General features: G+C 63.3%; 17 protein-coding genes and 2 tRNA genes. 13 read left to right on the top strand and 6 right to left on the bottom strand.

Going from position 1 to position 18,954, the window contains the following annotated elements; translation table 11 throughout:
- Window positions 1-58: 58 nt before the first annotated feature.
- The 4 genes from J1C56_RS01545 to J1C56_RS01530 all read right to left on the bottom strand — a co-directional run bounded on the left by J1C56_RS01545 (window position 59) and on the right by J1C56_RS01530 (window position 2,957).
- Window positions 59-1,441 carry a TolC family outer membrane protein gene (locus J1C56_RS01545; protein WP_214385346.1) on the bottom strand — a complete coding sequence of 461 codons (1,383 nt, stop codon included), beginning with the start codon at window positions 1,439-1,441 and terminating at the stop codon, window positions 59-61.
- 167 nt (window positions 1,442-1,608) lie between these two features.
- Window positions 1,609-2,283, bottom strand: a complete 675-nt coding sequence (locus J1C56_RS01540) for a protein-L-isoaspartate O-methyltransferase family protein (protein ID WP_214385344.1) — start codon at window positions 2,281-2,283, stop codon at window positions 1,609-1,611.
- An 80-nt stretch (window positions 2,284-2,363) separates the two neighbouring features.
- A tRNA-Cys gene (locus J1C56_RS01535) sits at window positions 2,364-2,437 on the bottom strand.
- 256 nt (window positions 2,438-2,693) lie between these two features.
- Complete coding sequence (locus tag J1C56_RS01530; protein ID WP_214385342.1) at window positions 2,694-2,957, bottom strand: hypothetical protein; 264 nt, start codon at window positions 2,955-2,957, stop codon at window positions 2,694-2,696.
- Between the two features lie 201 nt (window positions 2,958-3,158).
- On the opposite strand from J1C56_RS01530, the gene J1C56_RS01525 reads away from it, so the two are divergent.
- From J1C56_RS01525 to J1C56_RS01510, 4 genes are all read left to right on the top strand, one after another.
- A tRNA-Asn gene (locus J1C56_RS01525) sits at window positions 3,159-3,233 on the top strand.
- A 301-nt stretch (window positions 3,234-3,534) separates the two neighbouring features.
- Window positions 3,535-4,572, top strand: a complete 1,038-nt coding sequence (locus J1C56_RS01520; protein ID WP_214385340.1) for a hypothetical protein — start codon at window positions 3,535-3,537, stop codon at window positions 4,570-4,572.
- Between the two features lie 4 nt (window positions 4,573-4,576).
- Window positions 4,577-5,329, top strand: a complete 753-nt coding sequence (locus J1C56_RS01515; RefSeq protein ID WP_214385338.1) for a hypothetical protein — start codon at window positions 4,577-4,579, stop codon at window positions 5,327-5,329.
- 489 nt (window positions 5,330-5,818) lie between these two features.
- Window positions 5,819-6,502, top strand: a complete 684-nt coding sequence (locus J1C56_RS01510) for a hypothetical protein (RefSeq protein ID WP_214385336.1) — start codon at window positions 5,819-5,821, stop codon at window positions 6,500-6,502.
- A gap of 40 nt (window positions 6,503-6,542) precedes the next feature.
- On the opposite strand, the gene J1C56_RS01505 is transcribed toward J1C56_RS01510, so the two are convergent.
- Window positions 6,543-7,475: a glutaminase gene (locus J1C56_RS01505; RefSeq protein WP_214385334.1), complete on the bottom strand. Its 933-nt coding sequence runs from the start codon at window positions 7,473-7,475 to the stop codon at window positions 6,543-6,545.
- Window positions 7,476-7,725: 250 nt separating this feature from the next.
- Between J1C56_RS01505 and J1C56_RS01500 the strand changes: the two genes are divergently transcribed.
- The 4 genes from J1C56_RS01500 (at window position 7,726) to J1C56_RS01485 (ending at window position 12,833) form a co-directional block, all read left to right on the top strand.
- Window positions 7,726-7,953: a hypothetical protein gene (locus J1C56_RS01500; protein ID WP_246591059.1), complete on the top strand. Its 228-nt coding sequence runs from the start codon at window positions 7,726-7,728 to the stop codon at window positions 7,951-7,953.
- 385 nt (window positions 7,954-8,338) lie between these two features.
- Window positions 8,339-10,126, top strand: coding sequence for an AfsR/SARP family transcriptional regulator (locus tag J1C56_RS01495; protein ID WP_214385332.1), 1,788 nt, complete (start codon window positions 8,339-8,341; stop codon window positions 10,124-10,126).
- A 48-nt stretch (window positions 10,127-10,174) separates the two neighbouring features.
- Complete coding sequence (locus J1C56_RS01490) at window positions 10,175-11,146, top strand: phosphatase PAP2 family protein (RefSeq protein ID WP_420797352.1); 972 nt, start codon at window positions 10,175-10,177, stop codon at window positions 11,144-11,146.
- 10 nt (window positions 11,147-11,156) lie between these two features.
- On the top strand, window positions 11,157-12,833 hold the full coding sequence (locus J1C56_RS01485; protein ID WP_214385328.1) for a S8 family serine peptidase: 1,677 nt from the start codon (window positions 11,157-11,159) through the stop codon (window positions 12,831-12,833).
- 129 nt (window positions 12,834-12,962) lie between these two features.
- Here J1C56_RS01485 and J1C56_RS01480 read toward each other — a convergent pair whose 3' ends face one another.
- Window positions 12,963-14,111, bottom strand: a complete 1,149-nt coding sequence (locus J1C56_RS01480; RefSeq protein ID WP_214385325.1) for a pyridoxal phosphate-dependent aminotransferase — start codon at window positions 14,109-14,111, stop codon at window positions 12,963-12,965.
- Between the two features lie 136 nt (window positions 14,112-14,247).
- Between J1C56_RS01480 and J1C56_RS01475 the strand changes: the two genes are divergently transcribed.
- The 5 genes from J1C56_RS01475 (at window position 14,248) to accC (ending at window position 18,943) form a co-directional block, all read left to right on the top strand.
- Window positions 14,248-15,648 (top strand): M48 family metalloprotease, encoded by a 1,401-nt coding sequence (locus tag J1C56_RS01475; RefSeq protein WP_214385323.1) that lies wholly within the window; start codon window positions 14,248-14,250, stop codon window positions 15,646-15,648.
- Window positions 15,649-15,701: 53 nt separating this feature from the next.
- A complete protein-coding gene (locus J1C56_RS01470; RefSeq protein ID WP_214385321.1) occupies window positions 15,702-16,520 on the top strand; it encodes a DsbA family protein in 819 nt (272 codons plus the stop codon).
- 130 nt (window positions 16,521-16,650) lie between these two features.
- On the top strand, window positions 16,651-17,085 hold the full coding sequence (aroQ, locus tag J1C56_RS01465) for a type II 3-dehydroquinate dehydratase (RefSeq protein WP_214385319.1): 435 nt from the start codon (window positions 16,651-16,653) through the stop codon (window positions 17,083-17,085).
- A 29-nt stretch (window positions 17,086-17,114) separates the two neighbouring features.
- On the top strand, window positions 17,115-17,582 hold the full coding sequence (gene accB, locus J1C56_RS01460; RefSeq protein WP_214385317.1) for an acetyl-CoA carboxylase biotin carboxyl carrier protein: 468 nt from the start codon (window positions 17,115-17,117) through the stop codon (window positions 17,580-17,582).
- Between the two features lie 17 nt (window positions 17,583-17,599).
- Window positions 17,600-18,943, top strand: a complete 1,344-nt coding sequence (accC, locus tag J1C56_RS01455) for an acetyl-CoA carboxylase biotin carboxylase subunit (protein ID WP_214385315.1) — start codon at window positions 17,600-17,602, stop codon at window positions 18,941-18,943.
- Window positions 18,944-18,954: the final 11 nt, after the last annotated feature.

Here is an 18,954-nt window from a genome sequence, read left to right as displayed (position 1 = left end):
CGGGCGCCGGCTCCATCGGAGCAGGCGCCCGCCTGTTAGACAGCTGGCTCGCTGAAGGTCAGCGGCCGTCCGGCGTCCGGAGACCGATCCACTTGTCCTTGACGGCGTTGTAGTGCTCTTCCGGCTTGTATTTTGTGACCTGAAGGTTGAGCCGCTCGACCGAGAGATTGCCGGCAGCCGACAGGATAGCATAGCTCGCCACCACGACGTCGCGCTCGGCGGTCGCCAGGTTGATCTGGGCGTCGATGACGTCCCTTTGGGAATTGAGCACGTCGAGTGTCGTGCGCTGACCGACATTGCGCTCCTCGATGACGCCGTTAAGCGCCAGCTGAGCTGCCGAAATCACTTCACGGTTCGCCGCAACCGCTTCACGAGCCGCGGTGTACTGCGTCCAGGCGGAGGTAACCGCCTGACGGACCTGATCACGGCTGACATCGATTTCGATGCGGGCCTGGCCCAGCGATTCCTTGGACTGGCGCACGGTCGCCGAGGCGCGGCCACCCTGGTAGATCGGCACGACCAGCGTCGCGCCGATGTTTGCAGAGGTCGTCCAGCCGTCCGGCGAGGTGATGCTGTTCGGCGCATTGTCACGATGAACCTGGGAAACGCCCGCCGAAGCCGACAGTTGCGGCAACAGCGCGCCTTCAGCCGATTTCACCGAAAAGCCCGCCGCGTCGGCCAGATGCTCGGTCGCCTGGATCGCCGGATGCTGTTCGGCCGCCAGGGCAGCTGCGCTATCGAGGCTCCTGGGCAGAAGCTTGGCGAGCGGCGATGCGGCCTTCAGGCTCTTCGGCTCCTCGCCGACAAGCCGGCGATACGTTGCAGCGCTTGACAGTGCCTGGGCGCGGGCGGCAGCCAATTGCGCCAGTGCCGCCGAACGCGAAGCATCAGCCTGGGCCACGTCGGTGCGGGTGCCCTCACCCACGTCGAAGCGCGAACGCGCGGCGCGAACCTGCTCGCCGAGGAACTGCAGACTGCGCTCCCTCAGAGCGGCGATCTGTCGGTCGCGGATCACGTCCATATAGGCGCTCGCCGCATCGAACAGGATGTTCTGCTCGGTGTTGCGCAGGCTCTGGTTCTGGGCGCGCACGCGCGCTTCAGCGGCAGCCACGTTGTTCTTGGTCTGGAAACCATCAAACAGCGACTGTTTGATCTCGATGCCGAACGAACCGGTCGTCAGATGGCTTGTCGAGGACTCCCGCCGGGTCGTCGAGTAGTCGATGCCAGCCGATCCGTTGATCGTCGGCCGATAACCCGACTTGGCGATCGCGACGCCTTCGTCGATCACACGCACACCGGCGCGGGCCGAATTGAGCTGGGAATTGTTCTGATAGGCCTTTGCCAAAGCTCCGAGGATCGTTTCCGCGGAGGCCGACAGCGGCGAAAGCGCCGTCGCGGAGACCAAGACTACGGCAAACACACTTTTACGGAAAAACGACACGCGCGTCCCTCATTAATTCTGCGGCGAGCTGCCTGATGACAGCTATAGATGCCCCTCGCCGAAACCGACAACAAGTGACTATTCCAGACTCGAAAAGTCCAGAATCAATCACCCTCGTCCGCTCCTTAGATCATCACGACGCATTGCCCGCCGCAAGAAAAAGGAGATCAGAACTCAAATTCGCGTGTGCGATTGAAGCCCGGTAGTGGCTTTACTGCCGCATTGAAAGCACGGCGGGCGGTAACTATGGAGCCCGCCTTGAGGAAGACGCTGGCGACACCGGCATTGCCGCGCCCTTCGACGACGACCAGCCGGCCGCCTTCCTTGAGCTGGCCAAGCAGCGCCTCGGGCACCTGCTCGACACTGCCGCCGACGAAGATGACGTCGTACGGCCCCTGCGAAGGATAGCCAGCGGCGAGTGCCGCGGAAACCACGACGACATTGTCATGGCCGAGCGAGGAAAGTGTCGAAGTTGCCTTTGCCGCAAGCGTGGAATCGCTTTCGAGCGCAATCACCGAGCTTGCGAGGCGCGACAGCACCGCCGAGGAATAGCCGGTGCCGCAACCGACATCGAGAACGAAGTCGCTCGGCAGGATTTCGGCCAGCTGTGCCAGCTTGGCAAAAGGCGATGGCTCCATCAGGTAGCGCGGCTGGTCGGCATCGGCGGTCGCGGCGTAACGCAGGTCCTCGTCGATATAGGCAAGCTCGCGCTGGCCATTGTCGACGAACTCCTCGCGCGGCACCGATAGCATGGCCGAGAGAATGGCGGCATCGGTCACATCAGTGGTGCGGACCTGGCCGTCCACCATCTTCACGCGACGTTCGGAAAAATCAGCGTTCATGTTCAACCGGCCCGCCTTCGACGCGTGATGCGCAACTGCTACTGCCCGAATGGGTCCCCGGCGGCGGTTGCCGAGGAAGCTGGAGGCCTCGCCCGGAATCGAACCGGGGTGCAAGGATTTGCAGTCCTCTGCGTAACCACTCCGCCACGAGGCCTCGCCGCTTCGGGCGTCTACACGGCTCCAATAGGTTGCCAGGATTCCGCCGTCAAGCGGGGAAGAATCTTTCCCGAAGGTTTTGCTGCGCGAGCGATGCGGGATTCGACCGCACAGGCCGCCACGCGGTTTCAGCAGGTCGTCCTGCGCCCGCCACCCGCGCAGAAAGCGCCTGCCTCGAGCCCACCACGCGGCCAAGCCCCCCGTGCGAGGCGGTCGCCCATCCGTGACGCAAACCCTCGTGTTGCTGCAGCGCGCTAGTTGGCCGGGCGTTTGCGCCGCTCCCACCAGATGATCAGCCTGCGCCGTACGCGCCGCACGACATGGAACTCGTGCGAAAGAATCAGCAGGCCGAGCGGAATCATCCAGAAGCCAAGCACCGGCAGGAAACCCAGCAGGCCGAGGAAACAAAGCCCGATGCCGATGCCGATGCGCACGCCACGCGAACGCGGCATGGCGAATTCGCGGCCGAAGATGGAAATCTTGCGCTTGGGGGGCTGCTGAGGTTTGGGGCTCGTCATTATCCCTGCATGTGTCCGGTGATGCTTGTGCGCCCGAATGCCGCGCCAAGCCGGCGAAAGGCCTGGCAAAGCGGTCATATGAGGCCGTCCCGGCGTGATTACCAGAAATGCTTCCGGGAAAAACGCGCAAAAATTTCGATTACCGCTTTGCAAATCGGATTACCGTTGCTATACGCCGCCTCGTTCACACCAGAGCGCTGTTCCCCGGTAGCTCAGTGGTAGAGCAACCGGCTGTTAACCGGTTGGTCGCTGGTTCGAATCCGGCCCGGGGAGCCACTTCATCCTAAAAGCGTTGAAGTTTCAAAAGCCGCCTTCGCCTTCGCGAGGTTGCCAACTGCGGCCTGCATCACCGAACAAACACCCGCATGCCTGCAAACCTGTGCGGCACAAATCGCTTGCTTTCCGGCTTCATGCCACACCACCCTCAGTATTGACTGACCTCGCACGCCGGTATGGCTTCGGCAATTTGCCCGAGATTCGGCATCGCAACAAATTGCGCCTGCGACTTTAAGCAACCTTCAATACGCGCGCACTAGATATGCAACCATATCTTCAAGTCATTGCTATCGAGCCACGAATGATACGCTTCCTTTCACTGGGCATTCTAACTCTGCTGCTGTCCGGATGTTCGGGCAGCGATTCGCCACCGCAGGGCAATCCTGCCGATTCGTTGAAAACGGACCGCTTCGGCTACAAGGTCAGCTCGGACGTGATTGTCGGGAAAGACAATTCACTCGCCTGGCTCAAGGCTGCCGTTTCGGGCTATGCGCCAGTTGAAGGCCAGCGCCCGGCAAAGATCGGCTGGCTCGAGACCACGCCAAGCTGCAAGTTTCCGCTTCCATCCGTCGGCGACAAGCTCGTTCAGGTCCACACCAACGACACCGACCAGGCTTCCGACGTGTTCGCCCTATCGCAGGCGGATGTGCTCGAAAGGGCGCAGAACTATGTCTCGCAATGGCAGAACGATGGAAAGGACCCCGGCGTCAATTCGAACCGCTCCGGCGACCGGCTGCGGGTGGTCAACGTGATCGTCACCGAAACGGAGGCGCCGGTCTATCTGGTCCTTGCCGGCGGTTTCGATACGCTCTGGAACATCCAGAAATCGCCAAATGCCCGCATCGCCCGCGTTGCCATCATCGGCACGCGCAACGCCGGCATCGTCAACCTCGAGCCCGGCACGCCGGTAACCGTGCTGGCCGGCAACGCCGCCAAGGATTGCAAGGTCTCGCCGTCGCGCCGTCCGCAACCGTATTGGCGAGTCGTTGAGGCCGCCAAGGGCGGTGACCAGATCTCGAAGGAGGCGGTCGCCAGCCGCAACGCGATCCACGCCAGATATGACAGCTGGTTCCGGGCAAGCTTCGGCAAGGCCAGCGAAGACGTCACCATCGGCATCGACCAGATGAACCACGCGATCGTCGGGCCGCTGCCGGCGTCACCAGATGATCGTTTGCCCTATCGCGGGATAGCCGACGCCACCGTGCAACTCGCCCGCACTGACTACGCCTTCTTTGCCGCGTCACGCCAGGATTACGATTCGAAGCATTCCGAGCTCGTCACCAAGAAAGCGCAACAACTCGCCGGCGGCGACCTCACTTCACTCAATCGGACGCAGTGACGCCATGCAGGGCAGCTTTCTCAAGATCGTGGTCGTCGTCCTGCTGTTGCTGGTCGGCACGCCGATCATCGGCAGCCTCATCTTCAACGTCGCCGCTGCCGCCTACATCATGCAGATGATGGGCATGGTGAACGACAGCCAGCAAGAGGCTGCCGAACGGAGGGCCTCCGATTTCCAGGGCATCAAGGTTGTACCCGAGAACGCGCCGAGACTGGTGGCGTTGCGCAATTTCGACGACTTCGAACAGACGCGCACGGTCTCCCTCAACATGCATCTGAGGCTGCCGGACATCCGCCGAGGCGACCAGACCTCGTTCGACGCCAACGACGTCGAAGGTTATCTCGCGTCTCGCCTGCCTGTTCTGGCGCGCGCCGAATGCGACATGATCGTCAAGGCCTTCGCCAGCAAATGCGCCGTCAACAAGGTCTCGGCACGGCCGAGCGACGACGTCTACCAGGTCAACATGCGGCTGACCTTCGTCCAGCGCGAGCCATTCGGCGAGGTCGCCAAGGCGCAGGAGCTCAACTACGTCGAAATCCCGCTCAACCTGAATGATGGCGATGACAAGTCGATCATGATCGACAGCTGGGTTTCGCAACGGACGGAATATTACGACGCCGTCGCCAAGGGCTGCGCCAAGATCCGCGCCCAGAACAAGAACTGCGCCGTCATGACGGTGACAATTGCCTCGACACCGCAGCGCGGCAGCTCGGCCATCGAGGTGAACGCCGGCGCCCGCTACGCGATCCTGCAGTGACTGTGTGAGCCGTGTCTCCGTGACAGTCCCTCGTTCACCGGAGAACCGTTGGTTCTAGATCGTGTGGAACGACACGGAGGGCGTGCAAAGTCGCCTCCCGATCCATTGATCTAATTGTCCGCGGGTCGACGCGGAGCGTAATATTCAGGCTTGGGAAGGTGGGATTGCAGGCCGGCGCAATGCCTTACATCGACGAATGAGCGTTGTGTCGCCTGCCCACCCAAGCCTAGCGACAGGCGGCCCGACTTGGCGATGTCCGAGCGGGCCGCTTTTGTTTGCCATGTTCCCAAATGCAGCCCGCCCCCGGAGCGCGCAGTAGCTGCCGGGTATCCCGCGCTCGCGCGGCCATTCGCGCTGACGCAGTTTCGGAGAAGGCCAACTGCTGTGCGCCAACCAGACAGCCCGGGCCGCCTTGACGAAACGATACGCTCCGTTTAGTTATTTTCATACAAAACGGCACGTTTCGTTTTGTATGAAAGGGAGCACTTTATGAACTACCCTCGATTCATCGGCCTGGCTGCCTCGGCACTGCTGCAAATCACGCATCTTCACGTCCCTCCAGCCAACGCGGAAACCATGGCAGAGGCCACTCAGATCTCAGGAAAGCCCGCCTTCACCGCCACGCCGCATGGCATGCTTGCGACCCTCCCGGTTCCCCAAGGCTATGCGAATGTCGAACAGGGGCTGGTCGAGGTCGACGGCGAAAGCGCCCTGCTGATCCGCTTGGAACGCGCGGACAAACGCAATGGCGGCCTGGGCGGCGAGCATTTCAGCGCCGTAGTCGCCCCTTCGGGCAAGCTCAAGGGCTTCGTTCGCATGGACCTCGCGCTGCGCGGCGGTGCCCTGCCAAGCCAGGACGAAGCGCACGACATCGCCATGCGCTTCCTGTCCGACCATGCCGCAGACCTTTTGCCACGCCATGCAGTCAGCTTCATCGCGCCACATGACGAGGCGATCCGCGCCGATGGCGAGAGCACGGCGCTGACCGGCATGAAGGTGAAGATGCGGAACCTCGCCGACGGGCGCTGGTTCTGGGTGATCGTCGGCAGCGACCGCGAGGTGATGGTGTTCGAGCGCGACATTGTCTGGGCCAACCTGAAAGGCCGCCGCCAGACCGAAAAATGGCTGCATGACAGCTGGCTGGCGGAGCAGCGCAAGGCACGTGGCGCCTGAGCGCTTTTCCGCGCCGGCCAGTGATGTTGGCCGGCGCGCCTCAGCGCGAGGCAAAGATCGACCAGTTCATCCGCTTGGTCAGCCGTTCCAGCGCGATCGAGCCGAGCATCGAATTGCCGCGCGCATTGAGCCCGGGCGACCACACCGCGATCGACGCCACACCCGGCACGATCGCCAGGATACCGCCGCCGACGCCACTCTTGCCCGGAATGCCGACGCGGAAGGCGAACTCGCCCGAGCCGTCGTAGTGGCCGCAGGTCAGCATCAGCGCGTTGATGCGGCGCGCGCGTTCACTCGACACGATCGAATGGCCCGATGATTCGATCCGTCCGGCATTGGCAAGGAACCGCCCGGCATTGGCCAGTTGCAGACAGCTCATGGCGACGGCGCAGTGGTGGAAATAGACTCCCAACGTCATTTCAGGGGCGTGGTTCAGGTTGCCGAAACCCTTGAGATAGTTCGCCAGCGCAAAATTGCGGAAGCCGGTGGCGCGCTCGGAATTGGCCACATCGCGATCGATGATAACCGAATCGTCGTCGGTCACCGTGCGCATGAAGCTCAGCACCTCGCCGATCGCCTCGCGCGGCTGGTGGCCGGACAACAGCACGTCCGAGACGACGATCGCGCCGGCATTGATGAAGGGATTGCGTGGAATGCCATGTTCGAGCTCGAGCTGGACGATGGAATTGAAGGCCGTGCCCGACGGCTCGCGGCCGACGCGGTTCCACAGCTGATCGCCGACGCGGCCGAGCGCCAGCGCCAGCGTGAACACCTTCGAGATGCTCTGGATCGAAAACGGCTCGTCGGCGTCGCCCGCCGCAGCCACCTCGCCGTCGTTCCTGACCACTGATATGGCGAACTTGGCGGGATCGACCTTGCCGAGTTCGGGAATGTAGGAAGCGACCTCGCCGCGCTCAGTCTGCGCAGCCATTTCGGCGACGATCTCGTTCAGCGTATCCTGGAGGCTGGGCATGGCACGTCCTGCAAGCTCTTCAACCGGCTCGAACCGGAACGCCGTTCTACATCAAGTCGCTCGCGCCGCCACCTATGCCGTCTCCTTCATTGGCCAATCAGCAGCACGATGTGCCCGTGGTGTCGTCGTGCAGCGATGCGACCAAATGTACTGAATTTCGATAAAGTGGTGCCCGCCGCGAAACTTTTGTTACCGCGATTCACGTATCCCTCACGCTACGTCAACACGGCGCTGTTACAAGCAAACGCTAATGTTCATTCAACCCACCAAACGGAGAAGTTGCGATATGCGATTTTCAGATGTGCGTGAGAGCCTGCGGAGCATCGGCGTGGTCATGAGCAAGCGCGGAGAAACCATCCGCCTCAATTACTTCGGCGGGCTCGAAGATACGGCGAAGTATGCGACCGATCTGCAGGAAGCGCTTGCGCTTGGCAAAGAGCTCGCCGGTCCCCGTCGCCACAGCTCATCGGGACGTTGAACCATCACGGACTGGCGACGCGACCGGGGCATGGCCTGCCCATCGCGATCGCCAGGGCGATTGTCGAGCCGTCTGGCGCGTGAAGTACGTACGCCCCCTCAGTGGCCCGTCACACGGCATTTCACGGCTGTTTTGACGTTTCACTCACGCCGCAATCACCCCGCCTCCCTAACGTCCTACCGAAATCAGGCCGGAATCACCTCCGGCAAGAGTGGTGAGGAACGCTGGAATGCTGCAGGTCTTGCCCGGTGCCAAAAGCATACAAGCACGCGCACTTGCCGGAATGTCGTTGTATGATCCCGATGCAAGTTGCGAGGGCCACGGGCGATTCGACCTGTGGTACCCTCTTCAGGGGCATGGACGACCTGCAGCGAAGGTCCGCACGATGGCTGGTGACGACGCCAGTACGCTTTGCAATATCTATTTGTTCGGGGCGCTGGCCGTCACCGATGCCGGCGGTGCTACGTGTACGCCCAAGGCGCAGAAGTCGCGCGCGCTTGTGGCCATGCTGGCGCTTGCTCCACGCGGCGCCCGCTCACGCATCTGGCTTCGCGACAAGCTGTGGAGCGACCGCGGCGAGGAGCAGGCCGCGGCGAGCCTGAGGCAGGCGCTCGTCGACGTACGCAAGTCATTGGGCACGATCGCCGACAGCATCATCATTTCGGACAATCATACGATCTCGCTCGATCTCAACCGCGTGTCGGTCGATGCACTGCAACTGCTCGACCCGTCGCGCCAGTCGGTGCCGAACGAGGCCGAGCTCGAATCCTGGCCGGAGCTGCTCGAAGGCCTCGACATCGGCGACCCCGAGTTCGAGGAATGGCTGATGCTCGAGCGGCAGGTCTGGCAAGGCCGGCTCGAAAGCGCGCTCGGACAGCGCGACGTCAGCCCCAAGGACAGGCGTAGCAACGGCCTCATCCCCGCGCGCGGCCAGAAGCCCGGGCCGGACTCCTCTGATGGCGGCAACCGCAAGTCCTTGCCACTGAACGGCGGCCGGACCGGCTGGTCGGTGGCGCTTCTGCCGCCGTCGATATCGGGCGACGCCTTCGAGGCGGAATCGCTGCCCGACATGTTCGCGGAACTGCTCGTCCGATCACTGCTCGAAGGTGGTGAACTTGCAGTCTGCGACCTGTCGCGTCCTGATCTTTCCCCGACGCAGGAGCCGGATGCGGCGTTCGAGTCGGTCGCGCTTGCGATGCAGGTCCGCTACCGCTTTTCGGCCCACCAAGCCTATGTCAGCGTCAGCGTTCATCGTACCGCTGATCGCAGCTTGTTGTGGATGGGCGGTGCCACGCTCGAACGGCGCGCCGTCGAAGCGGGTGAAACATCCGGTGCTCATCAGCTCATCAATGAAGCGATGGACGAGTTGCGCAAATACTTCATCGCGCGCTCGGAACAGACCGATGACGCCATGGAGGCAGAGAGCCTCTATGCCGCCGTCAACGCCATGTTCCGGCTGTCACGCAACGACCTCGTCATGTCGGAGGCATCGCTCCGGCGCATCATCGCCCAGCGGCCGTCGTCGCAGGCCTATGCCTGGCTCGCCTTCTTGATGACCTTCCAGGTCGGCCAGCGGTTCTCCGACTCCGCCGTGGCCATCGAGCAGGCCCAGCACTATGCCCGCAAGGCGCTGGAGCTCGATTCCAGCAATTCGGTCACGCTGGCGCTTGTCGGCCATGTGCATTCGTTCCTGTTTGGCGAATACGACTACGCATCGGGCCTGTTCGAGCGCGCCATCCGCGCCAATCCGACCCAGGTACTCGGCTGGGACCTCTATTCGATGCTGCATGCCTATGCCGGCCAGCCGGACAAGGGCCTCAGCCTTGCCAACTGGGCGCGCCATCTCGGTGCCTACAGCCCCTACCGCTACTATTTCGACACGTCGCGGCTGATCAATGCGACGCTCGCCGGCAATCACCGCGTTGCCATCGAGGCCGGCGAGCAGGCGCTGCGCGAGCGGCCCGACTTCAATTCGCTGCTTCGCTATCTGGTGGCGAGCCACGCCCAGCTCGGCGACGTCCGCGCGGCCCGCACGCTGCTCGACCGCCTGAACGTCGTCGAACCCAATTTCTCGATCAGCTCGCTGATCGACGCCCGCTATCCCATCATGCGCACCGAGGGCGGCGCCAATCTGATCTCCGGCCTGATCAAGGCCGGCGTCAAAAAAACATGACGGACGCGCCGAGCACCGCACATTTCGATCAAATAAATGGGGAATTCAGTGTCTGGCAACGACAGTTCCGCGCCTGTTGAGGGCGGCTTTTCGCACTTTCTCGATCAGTACCGCTTCAAGATCGCCGGCGACGACGTGCTGCCTTGCGCTGCCACTGACCGGCCTCCGATCGTACTGGAAACGAAGTTCGCCTCCGGCGCCGAGGCGATGGTGATGTCGGCCGGCGTCGCCAGTGCCGTGATGAGCGCCGGCGTGCTCAACAAGGCCTCGCTCAACAAGAACAAGAACAAAAATAAGAACAAAAACAAAAACAAGAACAAGGGCAGCGCGCTTCAATCAGGCTCGGGCACCGGCTCCCAGGCAAGCCTCATCCCGGCCTTCGAGCTCAGGCGCCTGCACACCTCGCCCTCGCCGCATGCGTTTACGGCGGCGCGCAAGTTTACCTGGGAGCAGCTCGACATTCCGCTGCCGCCCGGCCCCGACGTCACACGGCTCGAAACAACAGTCATGCTTTCGCTCCAGGCCCGCGACCGCGAGCGCTCGCGCCGCAAGGAGGACATCGAGCGCGAGGCCACCCTCGACGTCTCGGACTTCACCAAGCCGCTCGGCATCGACGGCATCAGCGGCTTCGACCAGACCGAAGGCCTGTTCCAGTCGATCCTGACGGCCTGCGAATATGTCGGCCTGATCTACAAGGCCAAGTTCAACCGTACCCGGCCCAATCAGGTCGAGCCGCGCCTGCGGCTGATGCTGGCCAATCCGGCGCACCAGGCCTATCCGAGCAACCATTCATTCCAGTGCCATTCGATTGCCTTTGCCTTCAACGCCATCCTGCCGGAGCACCCGGCGACGGAGGAGCTGTCGCGCATCGCCCGCAAGGTCGCTGAGAACCGCGAATGGGCCGGTCTGCACTATCCGAGCGACACCAATGGCGGCCGGGCGCTGGCGCAGCGCTTCCAGCCCTATCTCAGGGACGCTTTCATGGCGAATTATCTCGCCGCACAGCGCGAATGGCTTTGAGGGGGCGACCATGGCAAACGGCAATCAGCAGTTCTCCTTCCAGCACCCTCAGTCCTACTACTACCTCTGGCACCTTGCGGCGCTTGGCGTGATCGATGCCACCTTCGGGCCGCTGACCCCGGGCGGCGAGGTCGACTATTCCTCGCCCACCATCAACGGCACCGTCTGGGACACGATCACCGAGGCCTTCCCGACGGCGACGGCTCCGGCGACCGTCGCCCTGATCGACGTCGGCGTCAGCCGCAGCCATCCCAACCTCAAGAGCCGGCTCGACGCGGTGAAGTCGATCGACCTGGTGAGCCATCCCTATGGCGCCAAATACGTCGCCGCCCCTGCCGCCAGCCCCTACGACCCGGAGGTCAAGGCCGCCTTCTTCACCGGCATTTCCACCGCGGGGCTGGGCACGCTCAACCTGACCGGCCCCGAGACGGCCTATCTCGGCAGCCTGGTCGCCGAACTCACGGCATCGGAAGGCGTGTTGCATACGCTGATCGAGGGCGACGAGACCTTTGGCAGCCACGGCACCGCCGTTGCCGGCCTCGTCGTCGGCGAACCCGCGGCAACAGTTGCGCCCAACCCGGCGGTTGCCCTGCCCGATGTGCTGATCGCCGACGACGGCAGTGCCGCGCCGAACCCCAACCGCAACATGCTGCCCTATTTCGGTGTCGACCCGCTGTCGCGGCTGATCTCGATCAGGACCGGCTTCGAGCAGCAGCCGGACCAGTTCATCGCCGCATTCCTCTATGCCTTCGCCAATGGCGCCGACGTCATCCTGTTGCCACGGGGCATCCCGGACCCCGTGCGCAGCGTGCTGAACGCCAAGTCGGAGCTGTCGCAGGATCTCGACGACCGCGCAAACTGGGAGCGCGCCGACCTGTTTGCCCGACTCGAGGAGGCGACGCCGCCGGCAAGCGAGATCAGGCCGCATGCGGTCGGCAAGACCGGCAACCGCGAAGTTGCCTGGAACACCCTGGCCAAGCTCATCGTCGCCATCAGCCGCAAGGTGCCTGTTATCTGCGCGGCCGGCAACGACGGTGAAAGCCAGCTGATCTATCCGGCCAATCTCGCCGCCGCCAACAACGGTATCGTCGCTGTCGGCGCGGTGACGCCGCATGGCTACCGCTCCGGCTACAGCAACTACGGCGCCAAGCTCACGCTCGTCGCACCCTCGGACGACTTCGAGATCTACAACCGGCACCAGTTGCGCGTCGACCGGACCGACCCGATGGTCGACCAGCACTACTACCATCCAGGCAAAGGCAAGGTTGTTCCGCACAGCCATTTCTCGCTGCTGACCACCGACCTGCCCGGCACGTTCGGCTATGCCGGCGGTTCCGATCCCTATTCGTCGATCCTGCCGCCGCTCGACAACCAGGGCATCGGCGGCGGCTACTACACCACCTTCGGCGGCACCTCCGGCGCGGCCGCCCTTGTGGCGGGCGTGGCAGCCCTCACCGCACGCGCCCACAAGGCCAAGCTTGGCGCTAACGCGAAACTGGACGGCCTGACATCCAAGGCCAACCTCATCGCCGCCTGCGACCAGAACGCTTCGGTCAAGCCAGGCACGACCCCGCTGACGCAGGATCCGATGAACGCGGATAACGAACCGGCGAAGGGCAAGACCTATTTCTTCGGCGCTGGCCTGCTCGATGCCGGCAAGGCGGTCGCAGCAATACTCGCGCCCTGACCGAGAGAGTGGAACTCATGTCGGAATGCGTGCCGGGGGGCTACGGCATTCCGGCGCTCAGGCGGCAAAGCCCATCCTCCCCTTTGCCCCTGCCCGCCCCGTTGGTGCGACCGACGGGGCGGTTGCTTTTCAGCGCAGCCAGCGCTCCAGGCGGTCCATCGCCTCGATCATCTCGTCATGGCTGCCGGCATAGGAGAACCTGATGTAGCGATGCCCCGCGAGCGGGTCGAAATCCCTGCCCGGCGTCGCCGCGACATGGGCCTCGGCCAGCATGCGGCTCGCAAACTCCATGCTGTCATTGGTCAACCGGGAGACGTCGCAGAAGGCATAGAAGGCACCATCCATCGGCGCTGCAAAGCTGAAGCCCAGTTCCGGCAAGCGCTTGGCCAGCAGCTCGCGGTTCCAGGCATAGCGTGCCTTGATCACTTCGAGTTCGTCGGTGACGTTGAACGCCTCGATGGCCGCGACCTGCGACAGCTCGGGTGCCGAGATGTAGAGCGATTGCGCGATGCGCTCCACCGGCCGGACCAGCCGCTCGGGCAGGACCATCCAGCCGATGCGCCAACCGGTCATGCAGTAATATTTGGAAAACGAGTTGATGACGGTGACGTCGGCGTCATAGGCGAGCGCCGTCACATCGGGAGCACCATAAGCGAGCCGGTGATAGATTTCGTCAGAAATCACGGCGATTCCGAGTTCGCGGGCAGTGTCGACGAGCGCCTTGAGGTCGCCGGCGGGCACGACGGCGCCGGTGGGGTTGGCGGGGCTGGCAAACAGCACGCCTTTCACTGGCTTTTGCGCGTGCGCGGCGCGCAGGTGCTCGGCATGGAGATAGGCGGCACCCTCAAGTTCGATCTCGACCACGTCGAGGCCAAGCGCGCCCATGATGTTGCGGTAGGCGGGATAGCCGGGGGCCGCGATCGCCACGCGGTCGCCAGCATCGAACATGGCAAGGAATGCCAGGTTGAAGGCCGCCGACGAGCCGGTGGTGACGGCGATTCGCGAAACCGGCACATCGATGCGGTAATGTTCGGCATAATGCGCCGATATCGCCTTGCGCAGATCAAACAGTCCGAGCGCGTCGGTGTAGCCAATGCGGCCAACCTTGAGTGCTGCGGCCGCGGCGTCCCGCACCCGCTGCGGTGCCGGATCGGAGGGCTGGCCAACCGCCATCGAAATGACCGGCGCGCCCAAGGCCTTGAGCCTGTTGGCCTCGGCCAGGATGTCCATCGCATGGAATGGCTCGACCTCGCCGCGCCGTGAAATCGCAACCGCCATTTTCGTCCACTTTCTACTGTCGCCCGCCAGGCAATGTGCCGCACAAATGCCTGATTGATATGGGGATCACAAGTTGATGAGTTTTTTGAACCAGCCTTTTCACAGCCCGATGGCTCGTTTACGAGTGTTCCCCGCCATGCAGAGCTTCACAAGTCTTTCGCGTTTCGTCGCAAGATCAACGCGCGCGGTCACCGCGCTTGCATTGTCGGCCGGGCTTGCGCTCGGCTCGACCGGTGCTGCCCATGCGCAAAGCGTGCCGATCGTGCGCGACGCCGAGATCGAGGCCCTGGTGCGCGACTACGCCCGGCCGATCCTCAAGGCTGCGGGGCTCGCCAATTCGAACATCAACATCGTGCTCGTCAACGACCCCGCATTCAATGCCTTCGTCGCCGGCCGGCGCATGTTCATCAACACCGGCGCCCTGATGACGGCGGAAACACCGAACGAGATCATCGGCGTCATCGCGCATGAGGCCGGCCATATTGCCGGCGGCCACCAGGAGCGCCTGCGCGACCAGCTGGCGCGCGCCCAGACGATGGCGATTGTCGCCGCCCTGCTTGGCGCCGGTGCGATGGTCGCGGGCGCTGCCACCGACACCAGCGGCCTCGGCGCGGCAGGTGCCGGCATCGTTGCTGGTGGCTCGGAAATGGCGCGTCGTGGCCTGCTTGGCTACCAGCGCTCGGAGGAGACCACCGCCGACCGCTCGGCGATCACCTATCTCAATGCCACAGGCCAATCGGCGCAAGGCATGCTCAAGACGTTCCAGCGCTTCCAGACCGCACTGTCGCTGTCGGGCGCGCGTGTCGACCCCTACCAGGTCAGCCACCCGATGCCGCGCGAGCGCATCGCCAATCTCGAGACGCTGGCGCGTGAAAGCGCCTTTTTCGACAAGAAGGATTCCGAGGCGCTGCAGCAGCGGCACGACATGATGCGCGTCAAGATCGCCGCCTACACCCAGGGCCAGGCGGCGGCCTCACGCCTGCTGCGCGGCACCGACGGGCTTGCCTCGCGTTACGGCGACGCCCAGTCGACCTATCTGTTCGGCGACCTGCGCTCGGCGCTGACCAAGACCGACGCGCTGATCAAGTCGCAGCCCAAGAATGCCTATTTCCACGAACTGCGCGGCGACATCCTGATGAAGTCGAACAAGCCGGCGGCGGCAGCGGAAGCCTATTCCACGGCAGTCCGGCTCGATACGGCGAAGTCGGGCATCCTGCCGATCGCGCTCGGCCAGACCTATCTCGCCATGGGCACGCCCGACGCGCTCAAGAAAGCCGTCGTTGAAATTCGCAAGGGCCTCGACCGCGACCGCGAGAACGCCTCGGGCTACCGCTACCTCGCCCAGGCCTACGGCATGCTCGGCGACGTCGCCGACGCCGACCTTGCCACCGCCGACGGTCATTATTACAGCGGCGCCTACCAGGACGCCAAGATCTTTGCGATGCGGGCGCAGATGAAGCTTCAGCGCGGCTCGCCGGGCTGGGTGCGTGCCCAGGACATCATCAACTACAAAGCGCCGAGCAAGAAAAAGAAGTGAACCTTCTTTCGGCAGGCAGCGACAGAGCCGAAACGGCTGGAGACTCAGGGATCATGAAAAAAGCACTTCTTCTCGGCACGACCGGCATCGCTGTCGCCTTCGCCATGCTGGCCTTCGGCTATCTCGCCGGTTCGCCAAACGCCGCTCATGCCGAAACAGCGGCTGTCCAGCCAGCCGTCACGGCCGCCGGTACCCTCGACAAGAAGCAGGTCGAGACGATCGTGCGCGACTACCTGCTCAACAATCCGGAACTGCTGCTCGAGATGCAGGGCGCGCTGGAAGCCAAGCAGAAGGAAGAGCAGCGCATCGCCAGCCTCGACGTGATCAAGCAGAGCAAGGACGAGATTTTCAACTCGAAGTATGACGGCATCGTCGGCAACCCCGACGGCAAGATCACCATCGTCGAGTTCTACGACTACAATTGCGGCTACTGCAAACGCGCCCAGGCCGACATGAACGCGCTGGTCAAGACCAATCCCGATTTGCGCTTCGTGCTCAAGGAATTCCCCATCCTCGGACCGGATTCGCAGAAGGCCCATGTCGTGTCGATGGCCTTCCGCATGCTGATGCCTGAAAAATACGGCGAATTCCATGACAAGCTGATCGGCGGCGAAGGCCGCGCCGGCGAAGACGGCGCCATCAAGCTCGCGCTGGAACTCGGTGCCGACGAAGCCAAGCTGCGCGAAGCGATGAAGGACCCCGAGATCGGCGAGGCCTTCAACCGCACTTACGACCTTGCCAACAAGCTGCAGATCAGCGGCACCCCGTCCTATGTCGTCGGCAACGAAGTCGTCTTCGGCGCGCTCGGCCAGGATGTGCTGGCGGAAAAGATCGCCGCGGCGGCCGCTTGCCAGGCAAATTCCACCTGCTGAGCGGGTTTGTTCAGCGCGAGCCGTTGTGGACAGCGCAAGAAGTCGCTTGCGCTCTTTCCGCGACGGCTTATGCCGATTATAGAGGGTCCGCCGCGCCAGAGAGGATCTGGCGGGTGGAAAGGTCTGTAGATTGAAAACGGTTTTCGTCCTCAACGGTCCAAACCTTAATATGCTGGGCAAACGCGAGCCCGGGATTTATGGCGGCAAGACCCTGGCCGACATCGAAGCCGACTGCCATGCGGCAGCCGCCTCGCTCGGACTTGCGCTCGATTTCCGCCAATCGAACCACGAGGGCGTTCTGGTCGACTGGATCCACGAGGCCGGCGAGAAAGCCGCCGGCATCGTCTTGAATGCAGGCGCCTACACCCACACCTCGATCGCGCTGCAGGACGCCATTCGTGCCGTCTCGCCGCTGCCGGTCGCCGAGGTGCACCTTTCCAACATCCACGCCCGCGAGCCGTTCCGCCATAAATCCATGGTGGCACCGGTTGCCGTGGGCATGATCTGCGGCTTCGGGCCGCTCGGATACACGCTGGCGCTCCAGGCGCTGGCCGCCCGGCTCTGACCGGAAACAGGAAGAGAAAAGGCTAGAACATGGCGACGAAGAAGACCGATGGTGTTGACCAGCAGCTCGTCCGCGACCTCGCAGGAATCCTGAACGACACCAACCTGACCGAGATCGAAGTCGAGCTCGGCGACCTCAAGGTGCGCGTCTCGCGCCAGACGCAGTCCGTGCATGCGGTCGCAGCGCCAATGATGGCGGCACCCGCGGCAGTCAATTCGATACCGGTTGCGGCGATTGCAGCACCTGCTGTCGTCGACGTCTCCAAGAACGCCGTGCCTTCGCCGATGGTCGGCACCGCCTACCTCGCGCCCTCGCCCGACGCCAAGCCGTTCATCGAGGTCGGCACCGTGGTCAAGGAAGGCCAGACGCTGCTGATCATCGAAGCGATGAAGACGATGAACCAGATTCCCGCGCCGCGCTCCGGCACGGTCACAGCTATCCTGATCGAAGACGCGCAGCCTGTCGAATACGGCATGCCGCTCGTCGTGGTCGAGTAAGCCGGAAGGCTGCGCGCATGTTCCAGAAAATCCTGATCGCCAATCGCGGCGAAATCGCCCTCAGAGTGCTGCGCGCGGCCAAGGAGCTCGGCATCCAGACGGTTGCCGTGCATTCCACCGCCGACGCCGACGCCATGCATGTGCGCCTTGCGGACGAAAGCGTCTGCATCGGCCCGCCGCCTTCGCGCGACAGCTATCTCAACATTCACCAGATTGTCGCGGCCTGCGAGATCACCGGCGCGGACGCCGTGCATCCCGGCTATGGCTTCCTGTCGGAGAACGCCAAGTTCGCCGACATCCTGGCCGCTCACAACATCACCTTCATCGGTCCCTCGGGCGACCATATCCGCATCATGGGCGACAAGATCGAAGCCAAGCGCACCGCAAAGCGCCTGGGCATTCCGGTCGTGCCCGGTTCGGAAGGCGCTGTCAGCGACGAGAAGGAAGCCAAGCGGGTGGCCGCGGAGATCGGCTATCCTGTCATCATCAAGGCGTCCGCCGGCGGCGGCGGCCGCGGCATGAAGGTCGCCCTCACCGAGGCAGATCTCGAAATTGCACTGCAGACGGCACGCACCGAAGCTGGTGCGGCATTCGGCGACGACGCCGTCTACATCGAGAAGTACCTGCAGAAGCCGCGTCATATCGAAGTGCAAATCTTCGGCGACGGCGCTGGCAAGGGCGTGCATCTCGGCGAGCGCGACTGCTCGTTGCAGCGCCGTCACCAAAAGGTCTGGGAAGAAGCCAATTCCCCCGCCCTCAACGCCGAAGAGCGTTCGCGCATCGGTGAAATCTGCGCCAATGCGGTGGCCAACCTCGGCTATTCCGGCGCCGGCACCATCGAGTTCCTGTACGAGAACGGCGAGTTCTATTTCATCGAGATGAACACCCGCCTCCAGGTCGAGCACACGATCACCGAAGCGATCACCGGCATCGACCTCGTGCACGAGCAGATCCGCGTCGCTTCCGGTGGCGGGTTGTCGGTGACGCAGGACGACATCCGCTTCCATGGCCATGCCATCGAATGCCGTATCAACGCCGAGGATCCGCGTACCTTCGTGCCCTCGCCCGGCACGATCACGCATTTCCACACGCCGGGCGGCCTTGGCATCCGCGTCGATTCGGGCGTCTATTCCGGCTACAAGATCCCGCCTTATTACGACAGCCTGATCGGCAAGCTGATCGTGCACGGCCGCAACCGCGTCGAATGCATGATGCGCCTCAGGCGCGCGCTCGACGAATTCGTGGTAGATGGTATCAAGACGACGTTGCCGCTGTTTCGTGAACTCGTCGGCAACCCCGACATTGCAAATGGCGACTACGACATCCACTGGCTGGAAAAACATCTCGCGAAAGGCGAGTAGACTGGGGGTCG

Origin of the sequence: Aminobacter anthyllidis (assembly GCF_018555685.1) — a bacterium.
GTDB lineage: Bacteria > Pseudomonadota > Alphaproteobacteria > Rhizobiales > Rhizobiaceae > Aminobacter > Aminobacter anthyllidis.
This window is presented reverse-complemented; position numbering and strand designations above follow the sequence as displayed.